The 17,946-nt window shown below is 70.2% G+C and carries 16 protein-coding genes and 1 tRNA gene; 11 read left to right on the top strand and 6 right to left on the bottom strand.

The window, feature by feature from the left end:
• Window positions 1–29 precede the first annotated feature (29 nt).
• Together F3H10_RS11135 and F3H10_RS11130 are read right to left on the bottom strand one after the other, a co-directional pair.
• Window positions 30–989, bottom strand: coding sequence for a zinc-dependent metalloprotease (locus F3H10_RS11135; RefSeq protein ID WP_149784844.1), 960 nt, complete (start codon window positions 987–989; stop codon window positions 30–32).
• An 87-nt stretch (window positions 990–1,076) separates the two neighbouring features.
• Window positions 1,077–1,385, bottom strand: a complete 309-nt coding sequence (locus F3H10_RS11130) for a hypothetical protein (protein WP_149784843.1) — start codon at window positions 1,383–1,385, stop codon at window positions 1,077–1,079.
• A gap of 131 nt (window positions 1,386–1,516) precedes the next feature.
• On the opposite strand from F3H10_RS11130, the gene F3H10_RS11125 reads away from it, so the two are divergent.
• The 4 genes from F3H10_RS11125 to F3H10_RS11110 all read left to right on the top strand — a co-directional run bounded on the left by F3H10_RS11125 (window position 1,517) and on the right by F3H10_RS11110 (window position 5,255).
• On the top strand, window positions 1,517–2,581 hold the full coding sequence (locus F3H10_RS11125) for a M20/M25/M40 family metallo-hydrolase (protein WP_149784842.1): 1,065 nt from the start codon (window positions 1,517–1,519) through the stop codon (window positions 2,579–2,581).
• Between the two features lie 128 nt (window positions 2,582–2,709).
• Window positions 2,710–2,784, top strand: a tRNA-Glu gene (locus tag F3H10_RS11120).
• A 173-nt stretch (window positions 2,785–2,957) separates the two neighbouring features.
• On the top strand, window positions 2,958–3,458 hold the full coding sequence (locus tag F3H10_RS11115) for a cupin domain-containing protein (RefSeq protein ID WP_149784841.1): 501 nt from the start codon (window positions 2,958–2,960) through the stop codon (window positions 3,456–3,458).
• Between the two features lie 249 nt (window positions 3,459–3,707).
• The gene (locus F3H10_RS11110) at window positions 3,708–5,255 is read left to right on the top strand and encodes an outer membrane protein assembly factor BamB family protein (protein ID WP_188127929.1); all 1,548 of its coding nucleotides are present in this window, start codon (window positions 3,708–3,710) and stop codon (window positions 5,253–5,255) included.
• Window positions 5,256–5,297: 42 nt separating this feature from the next.
• On the opposite strand, the gene F3H10_RS11105 is transcribed toward F3H10_RS11110, so the two are convergent.
• Window positions 5,298–5,765 carry a hypothetical protein gene (locus F3H10_RS11105; RefSeq protein WP_149784839.1) on the bottom strand — a complete coding sequence of 156 codons (468 nt, stop codon included), beginning with the start codon at window positions 5,763–5,765 and terminating at the stop codon, window positions 5,298–5,300.
• Window positions 5,766–5,828: 63 nt separating this feature from the next.
• Window positions 5,829–8,462, bottom strand: coding sequence for a methyl-accepting chemotaxis protein (locus tag F3H10_RS11100; protein WP_149784838.1), 2,634 nt, complete (start codon window positions 8,460–8,462; stop codon window positions 5,829–5,831).
• 191 nt (window positions 8,463–8,653) lie between these two features.
• Here F3H10_RS11100 and F3H10_RS11095 point away from each other — a divergent pair, with 191 nt between their 5' ends.
• The 3 genes from F3H10_RS11095 to F3H10_RS11085 all read left to right on the top strand — a co-directional run bounded on the left by F3H10_RS11095 (window position 8,654) and on the right by F3H10_RS11085 (window position 11,154).
• Complete coding sequence (locus F3H10_RS11095) at window positions 8,654–8,971, top strand: DUF5785 family protein (RefSeq protein WP_149784837.1); 318 nt, start codon at window positions 8,654–8,656, stop codon at window positions 8,969–8,971.
• A 90-nt stretch (window positions 8,972–9,061) separates the two neighbouring features.
• On the top strand, window positions 9,062–10,117 hold the full coding sequence (locus F3H10_RS11090; RefSeq protein ID WP_149784836.1) for a DUF1611 domain-containing protein: 1,056 nt from the start codon (window positions 9,062–9,064) through the stop codon (window positions 10,115–10,117).
• Entirely contained in the window at window positions 10,114–11,154 is a 1,041-nt protein-coding gene (locus F3H10_RS11085) for a dipeptide epimerase (protein WP_149784835.1), read from the top strand. Before F3H10_RS11090 ends, F3H10_RS11085 begins: the two co-directional genes overlap by 4 nt.
• A gap of 33 nt (window positions 11,155–11,187) precedes the next feature.
• On the opposite strand, the gene F3H10_RS11080 is transcribed toward F3H10_RS11085, so the two are convergent.
• Complete coding sequence (locus F3H10_RS11080) at window positions 11,188–12,330, bottom strand: thiolase family protein (RefSeq protein ID WP_149784834.1); 1,143 nt, start codon at window positions 12,328–12,330, stop codon at window positions 11,188–11,190.
• Between the two features lie 71 nt (window positions 12,331–12,401).
• The gene (gpmI, locus tag F3H10_RS11075) at window positions 12,402–13,979 is read right to left on the bottom strand and encodes a 2,3-bisphosphoglycerate-independent phosphoglycerate mutase (protein WP_149784833.1); all 1,578 of its coding nucleotides are present in this window, start codon (window positions 13,977–13,979) and stop codon (window positions 12,402–12,404) included.
• Between the two features lie 183 nt (window positions 13,980–14,162).
• Here gpmI and F3H10_RS11070 point away from each other — a divergent pair, with 183 nt between their 5' ends.
• The 4 genes from F3H10_RS11070 to deoC all read left to right on the top strand — a co-directional run bounded on the left by F3H10_RS11070 (window position 14,163) and on the right by deoC (window position 17,943).
• Entirely contained in the window at window positions 14,163–15,488 is a 1,326-nt protein-coding gene (locus F3H10_RS11070) for an MFS transporter (protein ID WP_149784832.1), read from the top strand.
• Between the two features lie 46 nt (window positions 15,489–15,534).
• The gene (locus F3H10_RS11065) at window positions 15,535–16,194 is read left to right on the top strand and encodes an ArsR/SmtB family transcription factor (protein ID WP_149784831.1); all 660 of its coding nucleotides are present in this window, start codon (window positions 15,535–15,537) and stop codon (window positions 16,192–16,194) included.
• A gap of 123 nt (window positions 16,195–16,317) precedes the next feature.
• Window positions 16,318–17,238 carry a DMT family transporter gene (locus F3H10_RS11060; protein WP_149784830.1) on the top strand — a complete coding sequence of 307 codons (921 nt, stop codon included), beginning with the start codon at window positions 16,318–16,320 and terminating at the stop codon, window positions 17,236–17,238.
• A gap of 66 nt (window positions 17,239–17,304) precedes the next feature.
• The gene (gene deoC / locus F3H10_RS11055) at window positions 17,305–17,943 is read left to right on the top strand and encodes a deoxyribose-phosphate aldolase (RefSeq protein ID WP_149784829.1); all 639 of its coding nucleotides are present in this window, start codon (window positions 17,305–17,307) and stop codon (window positions 17,941–17,943) included.
• The last annotated feature ends 3 nt before the right edge of the window (window positions 17,944–17,946 follow it).

Genomic DNA, 17,946 nt, shown 5'->3' with positions numbered 1-17,946 from the left:
GGCGGGAGATCGGTCGAACGTGGACACGGTCAGGGGTCGACCCGCGCGAGCCACGCGACCGGGTCGTCGATCTCCCGGTCCGTCGGGAGGTGCTCCGGGCGCTCCCACACCGCGCTCGCGGCGGCCAGCCCGCGCTCGTCCGCGACCCGCTCGAAGAAGGCGGCTCCGCGCTCGTACTGTCGACGTTTGAGTCCGAGCCCGAGGAGCCGGCGCGCGAGACGCGTCACCGGCCCGCCGCCGCCCCGCCGCTCGTCGATCTTCCGGCGCAGGTCGGCGTACTCGTCGTCGAACGCGCGGTCCATCAACAGCTCGGCGTATCCCTCGACCGCGGTCATCGCGGTCTGGAGCTCGGCGAACGCGTCGGGGTCGAGCCCGCCCGCTCCCAGTCCGTCGATCCCGCGCTCGACGCGCGACTCCAGGTACCCCGACAGCCACGGAGCCGCGCCGAACTCCGCGGCGTGGGTCACCTCGTGGAAGGCGATCCAGCGGCGGAACCGCGGGTACGCCACGTCGAGGTCGTCGGCGACCGCGACGACGTTCGGGTGGACGAAGTAGAGCCCGTGGTCGGCGTCGGGCTCGTCGGCGAGCAACAGCGGGTCGTACTGGCCGAGCACGTTCCGTGCGAGGAAGCCGAGCGCGAACGCCATCGAGCCGGTGTTGACGACCCGCGAGAGCTCCGGCATCGACGGGGTCGCCGCCGCCTCGATCGGCTCCATCACGTTCCGGAACGTCTCGAGGTTCGCGTCGATCCAGTGGTGGCGGTTCTGGACCTCGATCGCGTCGGGGACCGCGAAGTCGACGCCGGCGACCTCCCGGAGCCGGTCGCGCGCGTCCCGCACGTCCGTCGCGTAGCCCCGCCGGTCGGCGGGCGTCAGGTCGAGGCTCCCCGGCTCCGTGCTCGCCCTCGCGGCCTCGCCGGCCTTCGCCCAGTCGACGACGCCGGTCCCGGACGCCTCGGAGACCGCACGGAGGCTTCGGAGGATGTCCATACGAACCGGAGGCGTGCCGGCCTCAAGTCCCTTGTGTCGGTGCGGCGCGTGACGGTCGCGGTGCGTGATGGCGGCGGCGCGACCGGGTTACGCGCCGAGATCGTCGATCGCCTCGTCGTCCTCGAGGTCGCCGTCGCCGAGCAGGCGCGCGGCCGCGACGCCGAGGGCCGCGAGGAGCGCGACGACCGCCAGCCCTCCGAGGATCGACGTTCCCGAGAGCCCGCACCCGAGGGTCCCGGCGTCCGCGCCCGCCGAGTCGACCGATCCCGCCCCGTCAGGTACCGCTTCGTCCGCGTTTTCGTCGGAGTCTCCGCCTCCGAACAGCCCGTGTTCTCCGATCCGAACCGCTCCCTCCTCCAGGTGGAGTTCGAACAGCGTGAACGACGTGTCGGTCATGGTCGGTCGTTCGCGCGCCGACCGCTTAACCGTGGCGTCGACCCGGACGGGACCGCCCGGCCGCTTGTGCGACCCGTTCGACGCGCGGGCGGGACCGCGAGCTTCTTTTTCCCCGATACGAACGGGAACGCATGGACGAGTCTCGCCGTGCGTTCCTCGACGACCTGCTCGCGACTTCGAGCCCCTCCGGGTTCGAGACGGCGGCCCAGCGCGTGTGGATCGACCACGTCTCGGCGTTCGCCGACGACGTCACCACCGACGCGTACGGCAACGCCGTCGCCGTCCACGAGGGTGACCCGGAGGCGCCGACGGTCGCCGTGGCGGGTCACGCCGACGAGATCGGGTTCATCGTCCGGGACGTGCTCGAGGAGGGCTTCCTCCGGATCGCCCCGGTCGGCGGCTCCGACCGCACCGTCTCGAAGGGCCAACACGTGACGGTCCACGCCGACGAGCCCGTCCAGGGCGTCGTCGGACAGACCGCGATCCATCTCCGCGACCCCGACGCCGACGAGTACGAGGCGATCGAGGGGCAGTTCGTCGACGTGGGCGCGACCGACGCCGAGGAGGCCCGAGAACACGTCTCCGTGGGCGACCCGGTCACGTTCTCGACCGGGACCGAGGAGCTCGTCGGCTCCCGGATCGCCGCCCGGGGGATCGACGACCGGACCGGGATCTGGGTCGCCGCGGAGGCGCTGCGCCGCGCCGCCGCGGCCGACGTCGACGCCACCGTCTACGCGGTCTCGACCGTCCAGGAGGAGCTGGGTCTCCAGGGCGCGCGGATGGTCGGCCACGACCTCGAGGCGGTCGACGCGTTCGTCGCCGTCGACGTCACCCACGCGACCGACAACCCGGACGTCGACGCCGAGCGCCGCGGCCCCGTCGAGCTCGGCGGCGGGCCGGTCGTCGCACGCGGCAGCGCGAACCACCCCGTCCTCGTCGATCTCGCGCGCGACGCCGCGGCCGACGCCGGGATCGACGTCCAGTATCAGGCGGCCGGGACGCGAACCGGCACGGACGCCGACGCGTTCTACACCGCCCGCGGCGGGGTCCCGTCGCTCACCGTCTCGATCCCGAACCGGTACATGCACACGCCGGTCGAGGTCGTCGACCTCGAGGACTTGGATCGCGTCGCGGACCTGCTCGCGGCGGTCGCCGAGGCGGCCGCGGGCGTCGACTCGTTCGCGGTCGACCTCTGAGCGCGAGCGGGCGAAGCCGGGCGTGAGAACCCGCGCGGATCGCGACAAACCGAGACACGGCGCGGTCGAAACGGAACCGTTTTAGTGTGGAATGTCCTACCCGGAATTGCGACGGAACGCGGACGCACGCTCTGGTGGTGTAGTCCGGCCAATCATCTTGCCCTCTCACGGCAAGGACCAGGGTTCAAATCCCTGCCGGAGCATCCAACTCCGTCGCTTTCCTTCGACGTCCTCACGGCCAGCCGACGGCTCAGTGCGCCGCCGACGGCCGTTCACGCGGATGGAACGCTTCAGACGACGATCGGCACGCCACCCAAACGCGTCGACCGATCCACCGGCACGCACCGTTTTGATGCGGGGCGTCGAAAGGGGCAGCATGGACCGAGTCCGCATCGACGACGTGGAGAACGACGTACAGCCCGCCGCAGTGATGCGGAAGCTCACCGAGCCGCTCGGACTCACCGACGTCGCGATCAACTACTACGAGCTCGAACCGGGCGACAGCTTCGCGTTCGCGTACCACAGCCACGAGGTACAGGAGGAGGTCTTCTGCGTCCTCTCGGGCACGGCGACCTTCGAGACCGAGGACGGTCCGGTCGAGGTCGGTCCGAACGAACTCGTCCGGTTCGGACGCGAGGAGTTCCAGCGCGGCTGGAACCACGGCGACGAACGGGTTCGCGCCCTCGCGATCGGCGCGCCGCTGGCGTACGGAACCCAGCCGAAGCTCCGGTACTGCGAGGACTGCGACGCCGAGAACGACACGGATCTGAACCGGATCGATGACGTCGACGGCGAGGCCGTCGTCGCCAGATGCGTCGAGTGCGGCTCGGAGACCGGCCGCTGGTATCGCGGGTCGATGGACGGGAAGGTCCCCTGAGCGTCGGCTCGGCTCCGCCGGTCCGTCCTCGAGACGCACGGCGGAACTCGACGGCACGCCGCCGATCCGCCGGCGAAACGTCGGTATCACCGTCCGGCGGGGAGGCCGAACGACACGCGCGTTCCGACGACGTCCCTTCGGAGTGCGTCCGTCCACGAACCCGGGAATCCCCGCGTCGCAACCATTCGTTCCGTGTTTCTGCCTCGTCCGAGCGATTTAATGCGTATCTCGGTAACTCTCGATCAGTTGATGGATCGAACGTCCGTTTCTCGCCGGAAGGTACTTCAACTGGCGTCGACGGCTGCCGCGGGCGGTGCGTTGGCGTCCGCCGGGAGCGTGACGCCGGTCGCAGCCCAGGAATCGAGCGATCTCGACGAGTTCTCGTGGCCGATGTTACACGGGGGACGGCGACTCACCGGCACGACGGCCGTCGAGGGGATCGATTCGGTCTCCGGCTCGGCGTACTCGCTCGGCGGGAACGAGCGGACGACCGTGCCGGCCGTCGCCGACGGGACGGCGTACGCGGGCAGCGACGGCGATCTGATCGCCACCGATCTGGCGTCCGGTTCCGGACGATGGGCGTTCAGGGGCGAGGAACCGCTCACCGCTTCGCCGGCGGTCGGCGCGGCGGCCGTCATCGCGGTCACGACCGAGGGGACGGTTCTCGCGGTCGATCGGGACTCCGGAGAGGAGCGGTGGTCGGTGGGCGTGAGCGGGCGGCCGGGTGCGCCGACGATACACGACGGAACGGCGTACGTGGCGGATTCGGAGGGGACCGTGTACGCGTTCGCGGCGTCGTCCGGCGATCTGGAGTGGTCGACGCCGCTGGACGCGCGGTTCGAAACCGACGGAAACAACGCCGCGGGGCTGTTGCTCCCGACGGTCGCCGTGGGCGATGACTCGCTGTACGTCAACGTTCCCGACTCGCAGGCACCCCCGTCGCGCCTGGTCGCGCTCTCGTTCGACGGCGAGCCCGAGTGGGAGTACGCGATCGAGGCCGACGTCCTGTCCCCGCCGGCGGTCACGGACCACGGCGTCGTCGTGAAGACACAGCAACACCTCCGGCTCGTGTCGGCGACGGGTGGCGTCGAGCAGTGGGCCGTCGACCTCCGGGGGGAGGCGCATCACCCGCTGGCCGCCGGCAACGGGCTCGTCGCGGTCGTCGACGACGACCCGTTCGAGGCCCTTCGCTGTAACGCGTACGACCTCGAAACCGGGGAACTCGCGTGGCGGTACTCGCTGGAGGACGGCCGGCGAACCGGGGGCGCGACGATCGCCGGCGGAACGGTGTACTTCGTGGCGACGACGGGGTCGCGAAGCGGGAGGGTCGTCGGCGTCGGCTTGGAGGACGGCCTCGAGCGGCTCTCCATCGACGTCGACAACCCGGCTATCGGGTACGGACCCGTGCCGGTTCCCGGCGGGCTGTTCGTCCCCGACGGCGCGTCCTCGCGGCTGGTCACCGCCGAGACGTTCGACGGGGGATCGTCCGCGGAGTCGGACGCGACGGATTCGGATTCGACGGACTCGGACTCGACGGAGACGGGCACCGAGTCGGAGGACACGTCGCCGGAAGACGCGGAGTCCACGGAGGGATCGACCGCCGGAGACGACGGCGGCGGATCGACGACCGACGGGGACTCCTCGACCGCGGACGGGACGGAGGCGTCGTCCGACGACTCCGGGTGGGAGCTCCCGTCGCTGTCCGTGATCGAAAGCATCGTCGTGATCTCCACCTCGCTCGCGAGCGTCCTGTACGGTGCGGTCCGCGTGGCTGCGCGCTCCGCCGTGGACGAGTGACGACGACGGATCGATCGTCGGTGAATCGTCCACACTCGAACATCAGTCGGTCGTCACGGTCTCCTCGAGCACCGTCTCGTCGTCGTGTCGAACTTCGACCCGGTCGGGGACGGGAGCCTCCGTGAACGCGACCTCGACCTCGTAGGGGTGTGCCTCGCCGACGTCGTGACACGCGCCGCCCTCCCAGTCGGGATCGTCCTCGGTCGTCAGGCGGATCAGGAGGCGGGACTCGGTCAGGTCCGCCTCGACGAGGTCGACGCGGTAGCACTCGCGCGCGCCGGCGAGCAACTGTCCTCTGACCGTGAGACGCGACGGGTCGGCGTCGAGCGTGCGGAGCAGGACGGCGGCGTCCCGATACTCTGGTTCGGCCGGATCGAACGCGCCGGTGTGTTCGCGGCGGACCCTCACCTCGGCCCCGTCGACGTTCTCGGGTGTCTCGCCCCACGGGGGCGTCGGGCAGCCGGCGAGGGGGACGGTCGCCGCGACCGCGAGGAGGGCCCTGCGTCGCATGCGCGGAACACGGCGGGAACCGGACAAGTGTCTTGTGTGGAGTCGCCGGAACCGGGCCGGGTCTCAGTCGTCTCCGGAGCCGGCCACGTCGGTGCCGTCGTCCGATCGGAACTCGTCGTCGGGCTGGAAGGAGTCATCCGATCGGAACGTATCGTCGGGTCTGAACTCGTCGTCGGGCTGGAACGCGTCGTCGCCGCCGTCGGTTTCGACCGCGGAGCTCGGGGCGCTTCCGGAGGCCGGCGGCGCGTCCGATCTCGCCGGATCGCTTCCGGCGTCGGCCGGAGCGTCGTCGACCTCGGCAGCCGAATCGTCGATTTCGATCGGGTCGTCGTCGACCTCGACCGGCGAGTCCGCCCCGTCCGTCCCCGCGTCGACGTCGAACTCCGAGTCGACCTCCCGGTCCTCGCGCGCCTCGAACTCCGAGTCGACCTCCCGGTCCTCGCGCGCCTCGAACTCCCCGGCCAGCATGCGGAGCTCGTCGGCACGCGAGGAGAGCGACTCCGCGCTCGTCGAGATCTGCGCGAGCGCCGCGGTCTGTTCTTCGGCCGCCGCCGAGACGTTCTGTGCCTCGCTCGCGGTCTCGACGCTTACCTCGGAGACCTCGTCGATCATCGAGACCGCCTCCTGGGTGGAGTCCGCCTGGTCGTCGGTCGCGTCGTTGATCGACTGGATCCCGGCGTTGACGTCGGAGACGTCCTCCACTATCGTCTCCAGCGTGTCGACCGTCTCGTCGACCACGTCGCGACCCTGCTCGACGTCCGCCTCCATCGCGAACATGTCGTCGGCCACGGAGTGGGTCGACTCCTCGACGCCCTCGATGAGGGACTCGACCTCCGTCGTCGCCTCCGCGGTCTCCTCGGCGAGGTCTTTCACCTCGCGGGCGACGACCGCGAAGCCCGAACCGGCCTCGCCGGCCCGCGCGGCCTCGATCGACGCGTTGAGCGCGAGGATGTTGGTCTGTTCGGCGATGTCGTCGATCAGCCCGACCACCTCGCCGATCCGCTCGACCTCGTCGCGAAGGGCCGTCATCTCCTCGACGGTGCTCCCCATCTCCGATTCGATCCGGTCCATGTGCTCTATCGCCTCGCCCGCCCGTTCGCGACCCTCCTCGCCGTTCTCCGCGGTCGTCGCCGACCGCTGGGCCAGCTCGTCGGTCGAGGAGGCGATCTCCTCGACGGTCGCCGAGAGGTCGTTGAGCTCCGCGGCCGCACTCGAGAGGTGTTCCTCCTGCCGTTCGGTGCCGACGGAGATCTCCTCGACGCTCTCGGCGACGTCGACGCTCGTCGACTCCACCTCCTCGGAGGAGGCGGTCACCTCCGAGCTCTGCTCGCCGACCGTCTCCGCGGCGTCCTGGATGGCGACGACGAGCGCCTCCACGCGGTCGAGCATGTCGTTCAACGACTCCGCGATCTCCGTCATCGCCTCGCTCTCGCTCTCGGGATCGAGCCGCCGGGTGAGATCGCCCTCGGCGACCGCGTCGATCGTCTCGCCGTAGTCGTCCGCCTTCGTCTCGAGGTGCGTCGAGAGCGCCTCCGCCTCCTCGCGCGCGGTCGCGGCCTCCTCGGCGGCCTCCTCGGCGGTCGCGATCTGCTCGCGTAGCGTCAGCCGGATCCGGTCGATGAGCGCGGAGAGCTGGCCGAACTCGTCGACGCGTGACCGGTCGACGTCGACGTCGAGATCGCCCGACTCGATCGCCTCGGCGTACCCTCGGAGCTCGTCGACGGAACCGTTCACGTCCCGGGAGATCAGCAGTCCAACCGCCAGCAGTCCGAGGATCGCGATCCCGATCAGCAACAGGACGCTCCGGGTCACGTCGCCGACGGTCCCGTAGACCGCTTCCTCGGGCGCGGCGACGACGACCGCCCAGGGCTTGCCCTCGACGGGGACGGTGGCCGCGACGAGTCGGTCCGCGTCGACGACGGTCTGTTGTGAGTCGGACACCTCGTCGACGCGCGACCCGGTCACGTCGGAGCGCAGGTGTGAGAGCTCCTCGATGAGGAAGTACTGGTTCAGGATCGCCTCGTCGTCGGCGGCGAGCGCGACCCGGCCGGTCCGCGTCGAGACGATCTCCATGTTCGCGCCCTCGACCGGCGGCGTCAACAGGGTGCCGCGCTCCGAGAGGTCCGCCGTGACCACGATCGCCTTGTCGGTATCGGTGGTGACCGGGCTGACGAAGCCGAGTCGCTTCTCGCCCTCGACCGCGTACGGTTCGAACGAGCGAGCGGACTGGTGGCTTCCGAAGGCGCTGGCGCTGACCGCCCACGGCCGGTCGGAGATCGTGTGTATGGTTCCCTCCTTCATCGGCGAGGTGCTCACCAGGATCTCGTCGGTCGTGAGGTCGTAGTAGTGGACGTCGACGACGTACTCGGGGAGGGCGCGTTCGTTGCTGCGGAGCTCCTGTCGGATGGTGTGCTTGTTCGACGTCCGGATCTGCCGCGTGTCGGAGATCCGCGCCGCGTGACCCTCACCCTCCTCGATGAACCCCTCGATCCCCTGTGCCTCACGCTCGGCGGAGGAGATCAGCGTGTTCCGTGCGTCCGACTCGACGCTGGCTTGGACCTCGTCGAACGTCAGCGCGCCCGCGCCGAGCAGCACCGCCGAGACGACCAGTATCACGCCTGCGATCTTGAAGAAGTACCGGCCGCGGAGCCGGTCGTAGAGGCGCCGGGCGACGCCCGATTCGTCGTCAGTTGGCATTGCTATCGCGGTTCTCACAAGGGGGCTATAAACACACTCGGTGGGTTATCAAATCGAATAATCGAGTTGGTCACGGGCGTCTCGGCGAGGACGGGTGGGGCCGTGTCCGTAACCACCGATGGGGCCGTGTCCGTAACCACCGATGGGGCCGTGTCCGTAACCACTATGACCGCGCTCGGCGAACCGGCGGTATGGACTGGCCACACGACCCCGACGGCGAACAGGGGAGCGAGGGCATGCGACAGTACGGTCACGCGGTGCTCGCGAAGAAGATCGACGAGGAGGAGGACTTCCCGCTCTCGGCGGCCGACTACGTCGAGGAGTACGGCGACCACCCGATCCGGATCGACTACGAGACGGTCGTCTCCGTCGAGGAGATCTTCGAGGGCGTCGAGAAGGACGAGTTCGCGGACTTCGTCGAGTTCCACCAGGAGCTCGGGCGCGCGATGCGCGAGAACGGCTACTGGTTCTACGAGGGCGCGGAGCGCTTCGTCGGCGGCTCGGCGTAGCCGCGCGCTTCGTCGGCGGCTCGGCGCTCCCGACGACGCTCACGATCCGGCTCCGTCCCATTTAAGCCACCCCGCGATGACCGACCGAGCATGAGTAGCGAACGCATAGTCGTTCTCGCCCACGAGAAGTTTCCCGACGAAGCGAAGACCGCCCTCGGCGTGATGCGCTACGGCGACCAGACGATCGAGGCCGTCCTCGACCGCGACCGCGCCGGCGACCGCGTCGCCGACCACGACGCCAGCCTCCCGGACGCGCCGATCGTCGACTCCTTCGAGGAGGCGCTCGCCGCGGCCGAGGGCGGCGTCGACGCCCTCTACATCGGCATCGCGCCGATCGGCGGCGGCTTCGACGAGACCTGGCGCGACGACGTGCGCGCCGCGATCGCGGCGGGCTGTGACGTCGTGAGCGGGCTCCACTACTTCCTCAACGAGGACGAGGAGTTCGTCGAGCTGGCGGCCGAACACGGCGTCGAGCTGCGCGACGTTCGCAAGCCGCCGGAGGACCTCGGGGTCGCGACCGGCCACTCGGCCGACGTCGACGCCGACGTGGTGCTCACGGTCGGGACGGACTGCTCGGTGGGCAAGATGACGGCCTCGCTGGAGATCGTCGAGGCGGCCCGCGAGCGGGGGATCGACGCCGCGTTCGTCCCCACGGGGCAGACGGGCATCATGATCGCGGGCTGGGGGAACCCGATCGACCGCGTGATATCCGACTTCACCGCGGGCGCGGTCGAGGACCTGATCCTCGAGAAGGGCGACGAACACGACCTGCTCGTCGTCGAGGGACAGGGAACGATCATCCATCCGGCCTACTCGGCGGTCACCTGCGGGATCCTCCACGGCTCGATGGCCGACGGGCTCGTGCTCTGTCACGCCGCCGGCCGCGAGGCGATCCACGGCTACGAGTCCTTCGAGCTCCCGCCCTTTTCCGACTACGTCGACCTCTACGAGGACCTCGCGGAGCCGGTCCACGAGACCGAGGTCGTCGCCGGCGCGGTCAACACGAAGGACGTCGACGACGACGACGAGGCGGCGTCGATCGTCGACGCGTTCGGCGAGGAGGTGGACGTTCCGGCCGCGGATCCGGTCCGCCACGGGGCCGACCGGATCGTCGACGGCATCGTCGACGGGGTGCTCGAGGAATGAGCCTCGAGGCCTCCTTCGAGCGGGTCGCGATGGAGCTCGAGGAGCCGTTCACGATCTCGCGGGGGACCCAGACGGAAGCCGAGAACCTGATCGTCCGCGTGACCGACGACGAGGGGACGACCGGCGTGGGCGGCGCGGCCCCCGCGCGACACTACGGCGAGACCGCCGACACGGTGGAGGCGGTGTTGCCCGAACTCCTCTCGGTCGTCGAGGAGGTCGGCGACCCGCACGCGCTGACGACGATCGAAGCGCGGATGAAGGAGGTCGTCCGCGACAACCCGGCCGCCCGCTGTGCGGTCTCGATCGCGCTCCACGACCTGGCCGCCAAGCGGCTCGACGTCCCGCTGTACCGGCTGTGGGGACTCGACGCGACGGCGACGCCCGACACCTCCTTCACCGTCGGGATCGACACCACGGAGCGGATCCGCGAGAAGGCCGCGGACGCGGCCGACGCCGGCTACCCGATCCTGAAGGTGAAACTCGGCGGCGACCGCGACCGCGAGATCGTCGAGACGGTCCGGGAGGCCGCCCCCGAGGCGACGGTCCGCGTCGACGCCAACGAGGCGTGGACGCCCCACGAGACCGTCGAGAAGAGCGAGTGGCTCGCGGACCTGGGCGTGGAGTTCATCGAACAGCCGGTGCCGGCCGAGGACCCTGAGGGCCTGAAGTTCGCCTACGAGCGATCGGCGCTGCCGATCGCGGCCGACGAGTCGTGTGTGACCGCCTCCGACGTCCCCGCGATCGCCGACCGGTGTGACATCGCGAACCTGAAGCTGATGAAGACGGGCGGACTGTTGGAGGCGCGCCGGGCGATCGCGACCGCGCGCTCGCACGGCCTCGAGGTCATGCTCGGCTGTATGGTTGAGTCGAACGCCTCCATCGCGGCCGCGACGCACCTCGCGCCGCTTCTGGATTACGCCGACCTCGACGGCTCGCTGCTGCTCGCGGAGGACCCCTTCGAGGGGACGGATCTGACCGGCGGATCGATCCCGCTCGCCGACGCCGACCGCGCCGGAACCGGCGCGGTCGAGCGGTAGGCGATAAGCGGTACCGTCGGACGGGGCGGCGAGCTAACGCAGGAACTCGATCGCGGCTCCCTGCCCGAACCCGACACAGAGCGTCGCGAGCCCGCGCTCGGCGTCGCGTTTCTCCATCTCGTGGAGCAGCGTCACGGGGAGGCGCGCGCCGGAGGCCCCGAGCGGGTGGCCGAGCGCGATCGCGCCGCCGTTGACGTTGTAGACCGCCTCGTCGACGCCGAGCTCGCGGCGGGCGTACTCACACTGGGAGGCGAACGCCTCGTTGAGCTCGACGAGGTCGTAGTCGTCGACCGTCGTCCCCGCCCGCTCGAGCAGGCTGCGGGTCGCGGGAACCGGTCCGATCCCCATCACCGTGGGGTCAACGCCGGCGACCGCGTTCGTTCCCACCTCCGCGAGCACGTCCAGCCCGTGGTCCTCGGCGAACGCCCTGCTGGTGACGAGCGTCAGCGCCGCGCCGTCGGAGATCTGCGAGGCGTTCCCGGCGGTGACCGTCCCGTCGCCCGTGAACGCCGGGGACAGCTCCGCGAGCTTCTCCGAGGTCGTGTCCGGGCGGATCCCCTCGTCCTCGGTGACGGTCCCCTCCTCGGTCTCGACGGGAACGATCTCGTCGTCGAAGCGGCCCGACTCGGTCGCCGCCGCGGCCCGCTGATGGCTCCGGGCGGCGTACTCGTCCTGGGCCTCCCGGCTCACGTCGTACTCCTCGGCGACCTTCTCGGCGGTCATTCCCATCTGGAGCTGGAAGACGTTGTACCGCTCGGAGAGCTCCGGGTGGAGGTGCTGGTAGGAGTCGCCGTCCATCGGGACGCGGCTCATGTTCTCGACGCCGCCGGCGATCACGCAGTCGCGGTTGCCCGCGGCGACCGCGTCGGCCGCGGAGATGGTCGCCTGCATCGAGGAGGCGCACCACCGGTTGATCGAGGTCGCGGGCACCGACTCGCCGAGCTCGGAGAGGAGCGCGATCACCCGCGCCACGTTGTTGTCCTGTTCGGTCCGCTGCTGGGCGACCCCCCACATCAGGTCGTCGACGTGGTCGCTCGAGAGCCCCGTCTCCGCGAGCGCGTGGTCGATGAGCCGGATCGAGAGGTCCTCGCTCCGGACGTCGGCGAAGACGCCCCCGTCTCGTCCCTGTGGCGTTCGGTACGCGGCCGCGATCACTGGCGTCGTGTCGTCGCTCATGTCCGAACGGAGGCCCGTGACGGACATAAAACGGCGTGGAACCGGGAAGAATCCTCCCGCCGTTTATCGTTTCATTCCCCGGACTCTCCGAGCAGGCTCTCGCCGGTCATCTCCGCCGGCCGGTCGAGGCCCATGAGGTCCAACACGGTGGGTGCCACGTCACACAGCGAGCCGCCCGCCCGAACCGTGCGACCGCCGTCGTCGCCGTCGGGCGTCAGGTAGACGAACGGGACCGGGTTGTAGGTGTGTGCGGTGTGGGGGTCCTCGGGCGTGCCCATGTCGTCGGCGTTGCCGTGGTCGGCGGTGACGACCGCGTGGCCACCGGCGTCGGCGACCGCCTCGAGCAGCCGGGAGAGCTGCGTGTCGACCGCCTCGACCGCCGCGACGGCCGCCTCGAAGTCGCCGGTGTGACCCACCATGTCCGGGTTCGCGTAGTTCAACACGACGAGGTCCGGGTCGTCGGTCTCGACCACGCGGACCGCCTCGTCGGTGAGTTCGCGGGCCGACATCTCCGGTCGGAGGTCGTAGGTCGGCACGTCCGGGCTCTCGACGATCGAGCGCGACTCGCCGGGGAACTCGACCTCGCGGCCGCCGTTGAGGAAGTAGGTGACGTGCGGGTACTTCTCCGACTCGGCGATCCGGAGCTGGGTCCCGTCGGCCTCGGAGACGACCTCGCCGATCGTGTTCGTCGGGGTCTCGGGCGGGAACGCCACCGGGAACGCGAACGTCTCGTCGTACTCCGTCATCGTCACGAGTTCGATGTCCGGCTGGTCCAACTCGAATTCCCACGTCGGCTCGGTGTCGGTGAGCATCCGAACCAGCTGGCGCGCGCGGTCGGCACGGAAGTTGAAGAAGACGACCGCGTCGCCGTCGGCGAGGGCGGGCCCGCCGGCGACGAGCGTCGGCTCGACGAACTCGTCGGTCTCGCCGCGGGCGTGTGCCTCCCGGGCGGCCGCGACCGCCGACTCGGCCTCGTGATCCGCCTCGCGGTTCACGATCGCGTCGTAGGCGCGCCGGGTCCGCTCCCAGTTCTCGTCGCGGTCCATCGCGTGGTACCGCCCGGTCACGGTCGCGACGTGGCCGGTCCCGCGCGACTCGGCGCGCTCGGTGACCGCCGCGAGGAACTCGTCGGCGATCTCCGGGGCCGTGTCGCGGCCGTCGGTGAACGCGTGGGTCGTCGCCGGGACGTCCGCCTCGGCGGCCGCGTCGATCAGCGCCTCCAGATGTGAGACGTGCGAGTGGACGCCGCCGTCGGAGACGAGCCCCATGAAGTGGACCCGTCCGCCGGCGGCCGCGGCGTGCTCGAACGCCGACGCGAGCGCGTCGTTGTCGGCGAACGACCCCGCCGCGAGCGCGTCGGTGATCCGGGTGTACGCCTGCTTGACGACCCGGCCCGCGCCGATGTTGAGGTGGCCGACCTCGGAGTTGCCCATTTGCCCGTCGGGGAGCCCCACGCGCCGACCGTGAACGACGAGGGATCCGTACGCCCCCCGCTCGACCGCGGCGTCGAACGTCGGGGTGTCGGCGGTCGCGACCGCGTCGCGCCCCTGCGTGTCCGGAACGTGGGGGTCATCGGGTTCGAGGCCGGTCCGGTGTGGCGAGTCGCGGCCGAGGCCCCACCCGTCGAGGACGATGAGTGCCGTTCGCATACGTATCCCTGCCCGCGGCGGCGTAATTACCCTTCGCTCCGGTCCGAAGGGGCGACCGAATCGACCGGGCCGACCGAGCCGACCGATCGATCGCGGAGGCGGTTCGATCGTGTAACGGACGCCGGCGGATCGTCGGTGAGACCGGAGGCGTTATGTATCGATGTCGAGACACCCGGATACCGAATGGAGACCGAGGAGCGTCGCTTCGCGTTCGTGATCAGCGGAGCTCACGGGATGGATCACTTCCTGAAGCGGTCGTTCCCTCCGCTGATACCCGTATGGGCGGCCGCGTTCGGGTTTCCGCTGTGGCAACTCGGGGTGCTGCTCGGCGCGCAGACGTTCGGTTCCGCCGTCGGACAGGCACCGATGGGACACCTCTCGGACCGGTACGACCGTCGGCTCATGCTTCCGACGGGGATCGCCCTGATGGGCGCGAGCTTCGCCGTCTTCCCCGTGCTCCCGGCGATGGGCTTCCTCGGGTTCGAGACCTCGATCGCGGGGACGACGCTGAACGGCCAGTTCGTCGGCATGTTGGCCGTGATGCTCGTCGTCGGACTCGGGTCGAGCACGCTCCACCCGATCGGGTATCCACTCATCAGTCAGAACGTCCCCGAACGGCGCAAGGGGACGGTTCTCGGCATGTGGGGCTCCGCCCGGTCGTTCGGGGAGGGCGTCGCACCAGCGTTCGTCGGCGTCGGACTGCTCCTCACCGGATGGGAGACGATCCTCGTCGTCTTCGGGGTCGTCGGGGTGCTGTACGCCGCGTACCTCTTCGTCACGCTCGGCGCGTTCGAGACGCGCCCGCCGACGTCATCGGCTCCGGAGTCGTCGACCGGGACGGAACCCGCCGGCCGGTCCTCGATCCGGGACGCGGACCGTCGACTGTTCCTGTACCCGATCCTGGCCGTCTTCGTCGCGTTCGTCCTCCAGCTCGTGGCGACGGCCGGGACGACCGTGTTCCTCCCGGAGTTCGTCACCAGCGAGTACGGCTACTCCTTTTCGGTCGGCGGGTTCGCCGTGACCCCGGAGTCGACGGCGAGCTTCTACTACTCGGTGTTGCTGTTGACCGCGGGCGGCGTTCAGATCGGGACGGGCAAACTCATCGACCGGTACGACCCGCGGCACGTGCTGCTCGGGTTCCTCGCGGTCGGAGCGTCCACGTTGGCCGTTCTCTCCGAGACGGTCCTCTCTCCCCCGGTCCTGTTTCTCGTCCTCGTCGTCCTGGGCGGCAGCCTCTGGGGGCTCAACCCGGCGCGGGACGCGATCGTCTCGGAGATCGCGCCGGCCGAGAGCGAGGGTCGCACGTTCGGATACCTCTGGACCGGGGCGCTCGTCCTCTCGTCGGCCTCGCCCGCCGTCGTCGGCTGGATCGGGGATGCGGCGGGACTCCGTCGCGCGTTCCTGTTGATCTCGGGGCTCGTCGTCCTGTCCGCGGTCCCCATCGCGCTGTTGTTGTCGGACAGCGTCTACGTCGATCCCGCTGGGACCGAACGGGCCGACGCCGAGTGACCCGCGGAAGCCAACCTTTTGTCCGTCCGACGCTAACCACACGTTAATGGACTCCGCGGTACTGCTCGATCTCCTCGGGAACGAGAACCGGCGACGCATCCTCCGTCTGCTCGCCGAGAAACCCTGTTACGTCACGGAGATCTCGGAGTACCTCGGCGTGAGCCCCAAGGCGGTCATCGACCACCTCCGCAAGCTCGAGGAGGCCGGGCTGATCGAGTCGACCACCGACGACCAGCGACGGAAGTACTTCCGGATCACCCGGAGCCTGCGGCTCGAGGTGAGCGTCTCCCCCTACGGCTTCGGCGCGAAGAGCGCCTACCCCGCCAGCAACAGCCTCGACATGTCCGGCCGGTGTCCGCACCTCTCGATAGAGGTACCCGACGGGGGAGAGGGCGGGGACGAGATAGCCGACCTCGCCGCCGAGTACGGTCGGCTCCGCGAGCTCGACCGGGAGCTGTCGGTCGCCAAGCGGTGGGTCCACGGCCGCGTCGAGGACGCGCTCGCGGAGATCGACGAGCGGCTCGGCACCGAGGCCGACAGCCGGTTCTACGCCGCCGTGCTCGCAGCGCTGGCCGAGACCGACGGCTCCGTCGGGGCGATCGTCGACGAGGTCGGCGCGCCCGAGGACGCGGTCGTCGACGCCCTCCGACGGCTCGCGGACGTCGGGGTCGTCACTCGCGAGGGCGAACGGTTCCGGATCCGGTGAGGCCGTTCCTCCCCCGCGTCCGGCCCCACGAGCCGGCTCGCCGGCCGCAACGGCCCGTTCGAGCAGCCGGCGGCGTCGGCCGCTTTCGGAAGCTTTTGACCCTCGGCTGACCCAAGCACCGACGTGAGCCGTTATCGAAACCTCTCGTTGTTCTTGGTCCTCGCCGCGGTGTGGGGCTCGGCGTTCATGGCGATCAACGCCGGGTTGGCGTACTTCCCGCCGGTGCTGTTCGCCGCCCTCCGGTACGACATCGCGGGCGTGGTCGTGCTCGGGTACGCCGCCTACGTCGTCGACGACCCGATCCCCCGCGGCCGCGGCGAGTGGAAGCTCGTCGCCGTCGGCGCGGTGCTCCTCATCGCCGCCTACCACGCCTTCCTGTTCATCGGCCAGACCGATCCCGAGGTGACGAGCGCGGTCGCGTCGGTCACCGTCGGCCTCTCGCCGGTGTTGACGACGGTGTTCGCGCGGGCGTTCCTCCCCTCCGAGCGCCTGACGCTCCTCGGCGTCGTCGGCCTGCTCGTCGGGCTCGCCGGTGCCGGCGTGCTGGCCGCGCCCGACCCCGCGAACCTGACCGCCGGCGGGACCGTCGCGAAGTTCCTCGTGCTCCTCGCGGCCGCGGCGTTCGCGCTCGGGTCCGTCCTCACCCGCGCGCTCGACGTGGGCATGGAGATAGAGACCATGGAGGCGTGGTCGATGCTGTTCGGCGCGGCGATCATGCACGCGATCGCGTTCGGGCTCGGCGAGTCGATGGCGGAGGTCGTCTGGACGACCGACGCGGTCCTCGCGCTCGGCTACCTCGCGGTGTTCGCGAGCGGCCTCGGCTACCTCATCTACTTCGACCTCCTCGACCGGCTCGGACCGATCGAGATCAACCTCGTCTCCTACGTCGCGCCCGTGTTCGCGGCGCTCTCCGGCTGGCTCGTGTTGGACGAGGGGCTCACCCCGAACACGATCGCCGGCTTCCTCCTCATCTGTTGTGGGTTCGCGCTCGTCAAGCGAGCGACGATCCGCGAGGAACTCCGACGGAAGGGCGTGGTGGCGTAGGCCGGCGGGACCGATCCCGCCACGTCGACCCAGCAGGCCTTTGTCGCGTCCACACGAGTCGCCGATATGAACCGCAAGGAGCTCGCCGCCCGGATCGACCACACCGTGCTCGGCCCGACGACGACCTGGGACGACGTCGAGACGGTCCTCGAGGAGGCCGACACGCACGGGATGAACGCCTGTATCCCGCCGTGTTACCTCACGGAGGCGACCGACCACGACGCGGCACCGAACGCGATCGCGACCGTCGTGGGGTTCCCGCACGGGCAGTCGTCGATGGACGCCAAACGCGACGAGGCGGTGAACGCCTGGGACGACGGGGCCGACGAGATCGACCTCGTGATCAACGTCGGGCGGCTGAAGGCCGGCGAGGACGACGCCGTCGAAGCCGAGATCGCCGAGGTCGTCGCGGCCGTCCCGGTCCCGGTGAAGGTCATCATCGAGACCGCGCTCCTGACCGACGCCGAGAAGCATCGGGCGTGCGAGGCCGCGGTCGGCGCCGACGCCGACATGGTGAAGACGTCGACCGGCTTCGCCGACGGCGGCGCGACCGTCCCGGACGTGGAGCTGATGAGCGAGTACCTCCCGGTGAAGGCCTCCGGCGGGGTCGGCTCCTACGAGGAGGCGATGGCGATGTTCGAGGTCGGCGCGGAGCGGATCGGCGCGTCCTCGGGGGTCGCGATCGTCGAAGAGTCGCCGGAGTGAACG

It is taken from the genome of Halorubrum aquaticum, from assembly GCF_900113615.1.
Classification (GTDB): domain Archaea; phylum Halobacteriota; class Halobacteria; order Halobacteriales; family Haloferacaceae; genus Halorubrum; species Halorubrum aquaticum.
This window is presented reverse-complemented; position numbering and strand designations above follow the sequence as displayed.

Coding starts and splice junctions, on each gene's coding strand:
- F3H10_RS11135 (WP_149784844.1), bottom strand. CDS start 989: ATGGACATCCTCCGAAGCCTCCGTGCGGTCTCCGAGGCGTCCGGGACC.
- F3H10_RS11130 (WP_149784843.1), bottom strand. CDS start 1,385: ATGACCGACACGTCGTTCACGCTGTTCGAACTCCACCTGGAGGAGGGA.
- F3H10_RS11125 (WP_149784842.1), top strand. CDS start 1,517: ATGGACGAGTCTCGCCGTGCGTTCCTCGACGACCTGCTCGCGACTTCG.
- F3H10_RS11115 (WP_149784841.1), top strand. CDS start 2,958: ATGGACCGAGTCCGCATCGACGACGTGGAGAACGACGTACAGCCCGCC.
- F3H10_RS11110 (WP_188127929.1), top strand. CDS start 3,708: ATGGATCGAACGTCCGTTTCTCGCCGGAAGGTACTTCAACTGGCGTCG.
- F3H10_RS11105 (WP_149784839.1), bottom strand. CDS start 5,765: ATGCGACGCAGGGCCCTCCTCGCGGTCGCGGCGACCGTCCCCCTCGCC.
- F3H10_RS11100 (WP_149784838.1), bottom strand. CDS start 8,462: ATGCCAACTGACGACGAATCGGGCGTCGCCCGGCGCCTCTACGACCGG.
- F3H10_RS11095 (WP_149784837.1), top strand. CDS start 8,654: ATGGACTGGCCACACGACCCCGACGGCGAACAGGGGAGCGAGGGCATG.
- F3H10_RS11090 (WP_149784836.1), top strand. CDS start 9,062: ATGAGTAGCGAACGCATAGTCGTTCTCGCCCACGAGAAGTTTCCCGAC.
- F3H10_RS11085 (WP_149784835.1), top strand. CDS start 10,114: ATGAGCCTCGAGGCCTCCTTCGAGCGGGTCGCGATGGAGCTCGAGGAG.
- F3H10_RS11080 (WP_149784834.1), bottom strand. CDS start 12,330: ATGAGCGACGACACGACGCCAGTGATCGCGGCCGCGTACCGAACGCCA.
- gpmI (WP_149784833.1), bottom strand. CDS start 13,979: ATGCGAACGGCACTCATCGTCCTCGACGGGTGGGGCCTCGGCCGCGAC.
- F3H10_RS11070 (WP_149784832.1), top strand. CDS start 14,163: ATGGAGACCGAGGAGCGTCGCTTCGCGTTCGTGATCAGCGGAGCTCAC.
- F3H10_RS11065 (WP_149784831.1), top strand. CDS start 15,535: ATGGACTCCGCGGTACTGCTCGATCTCCTCGGGAACGAGAACCGGCGA.
- deoC (WP_149784829.1), top strand. CDS start 17,305: ATGAACCGCAAGGAGCTCGCCGCCCGGATCGACCACACCGTGCTCGGC.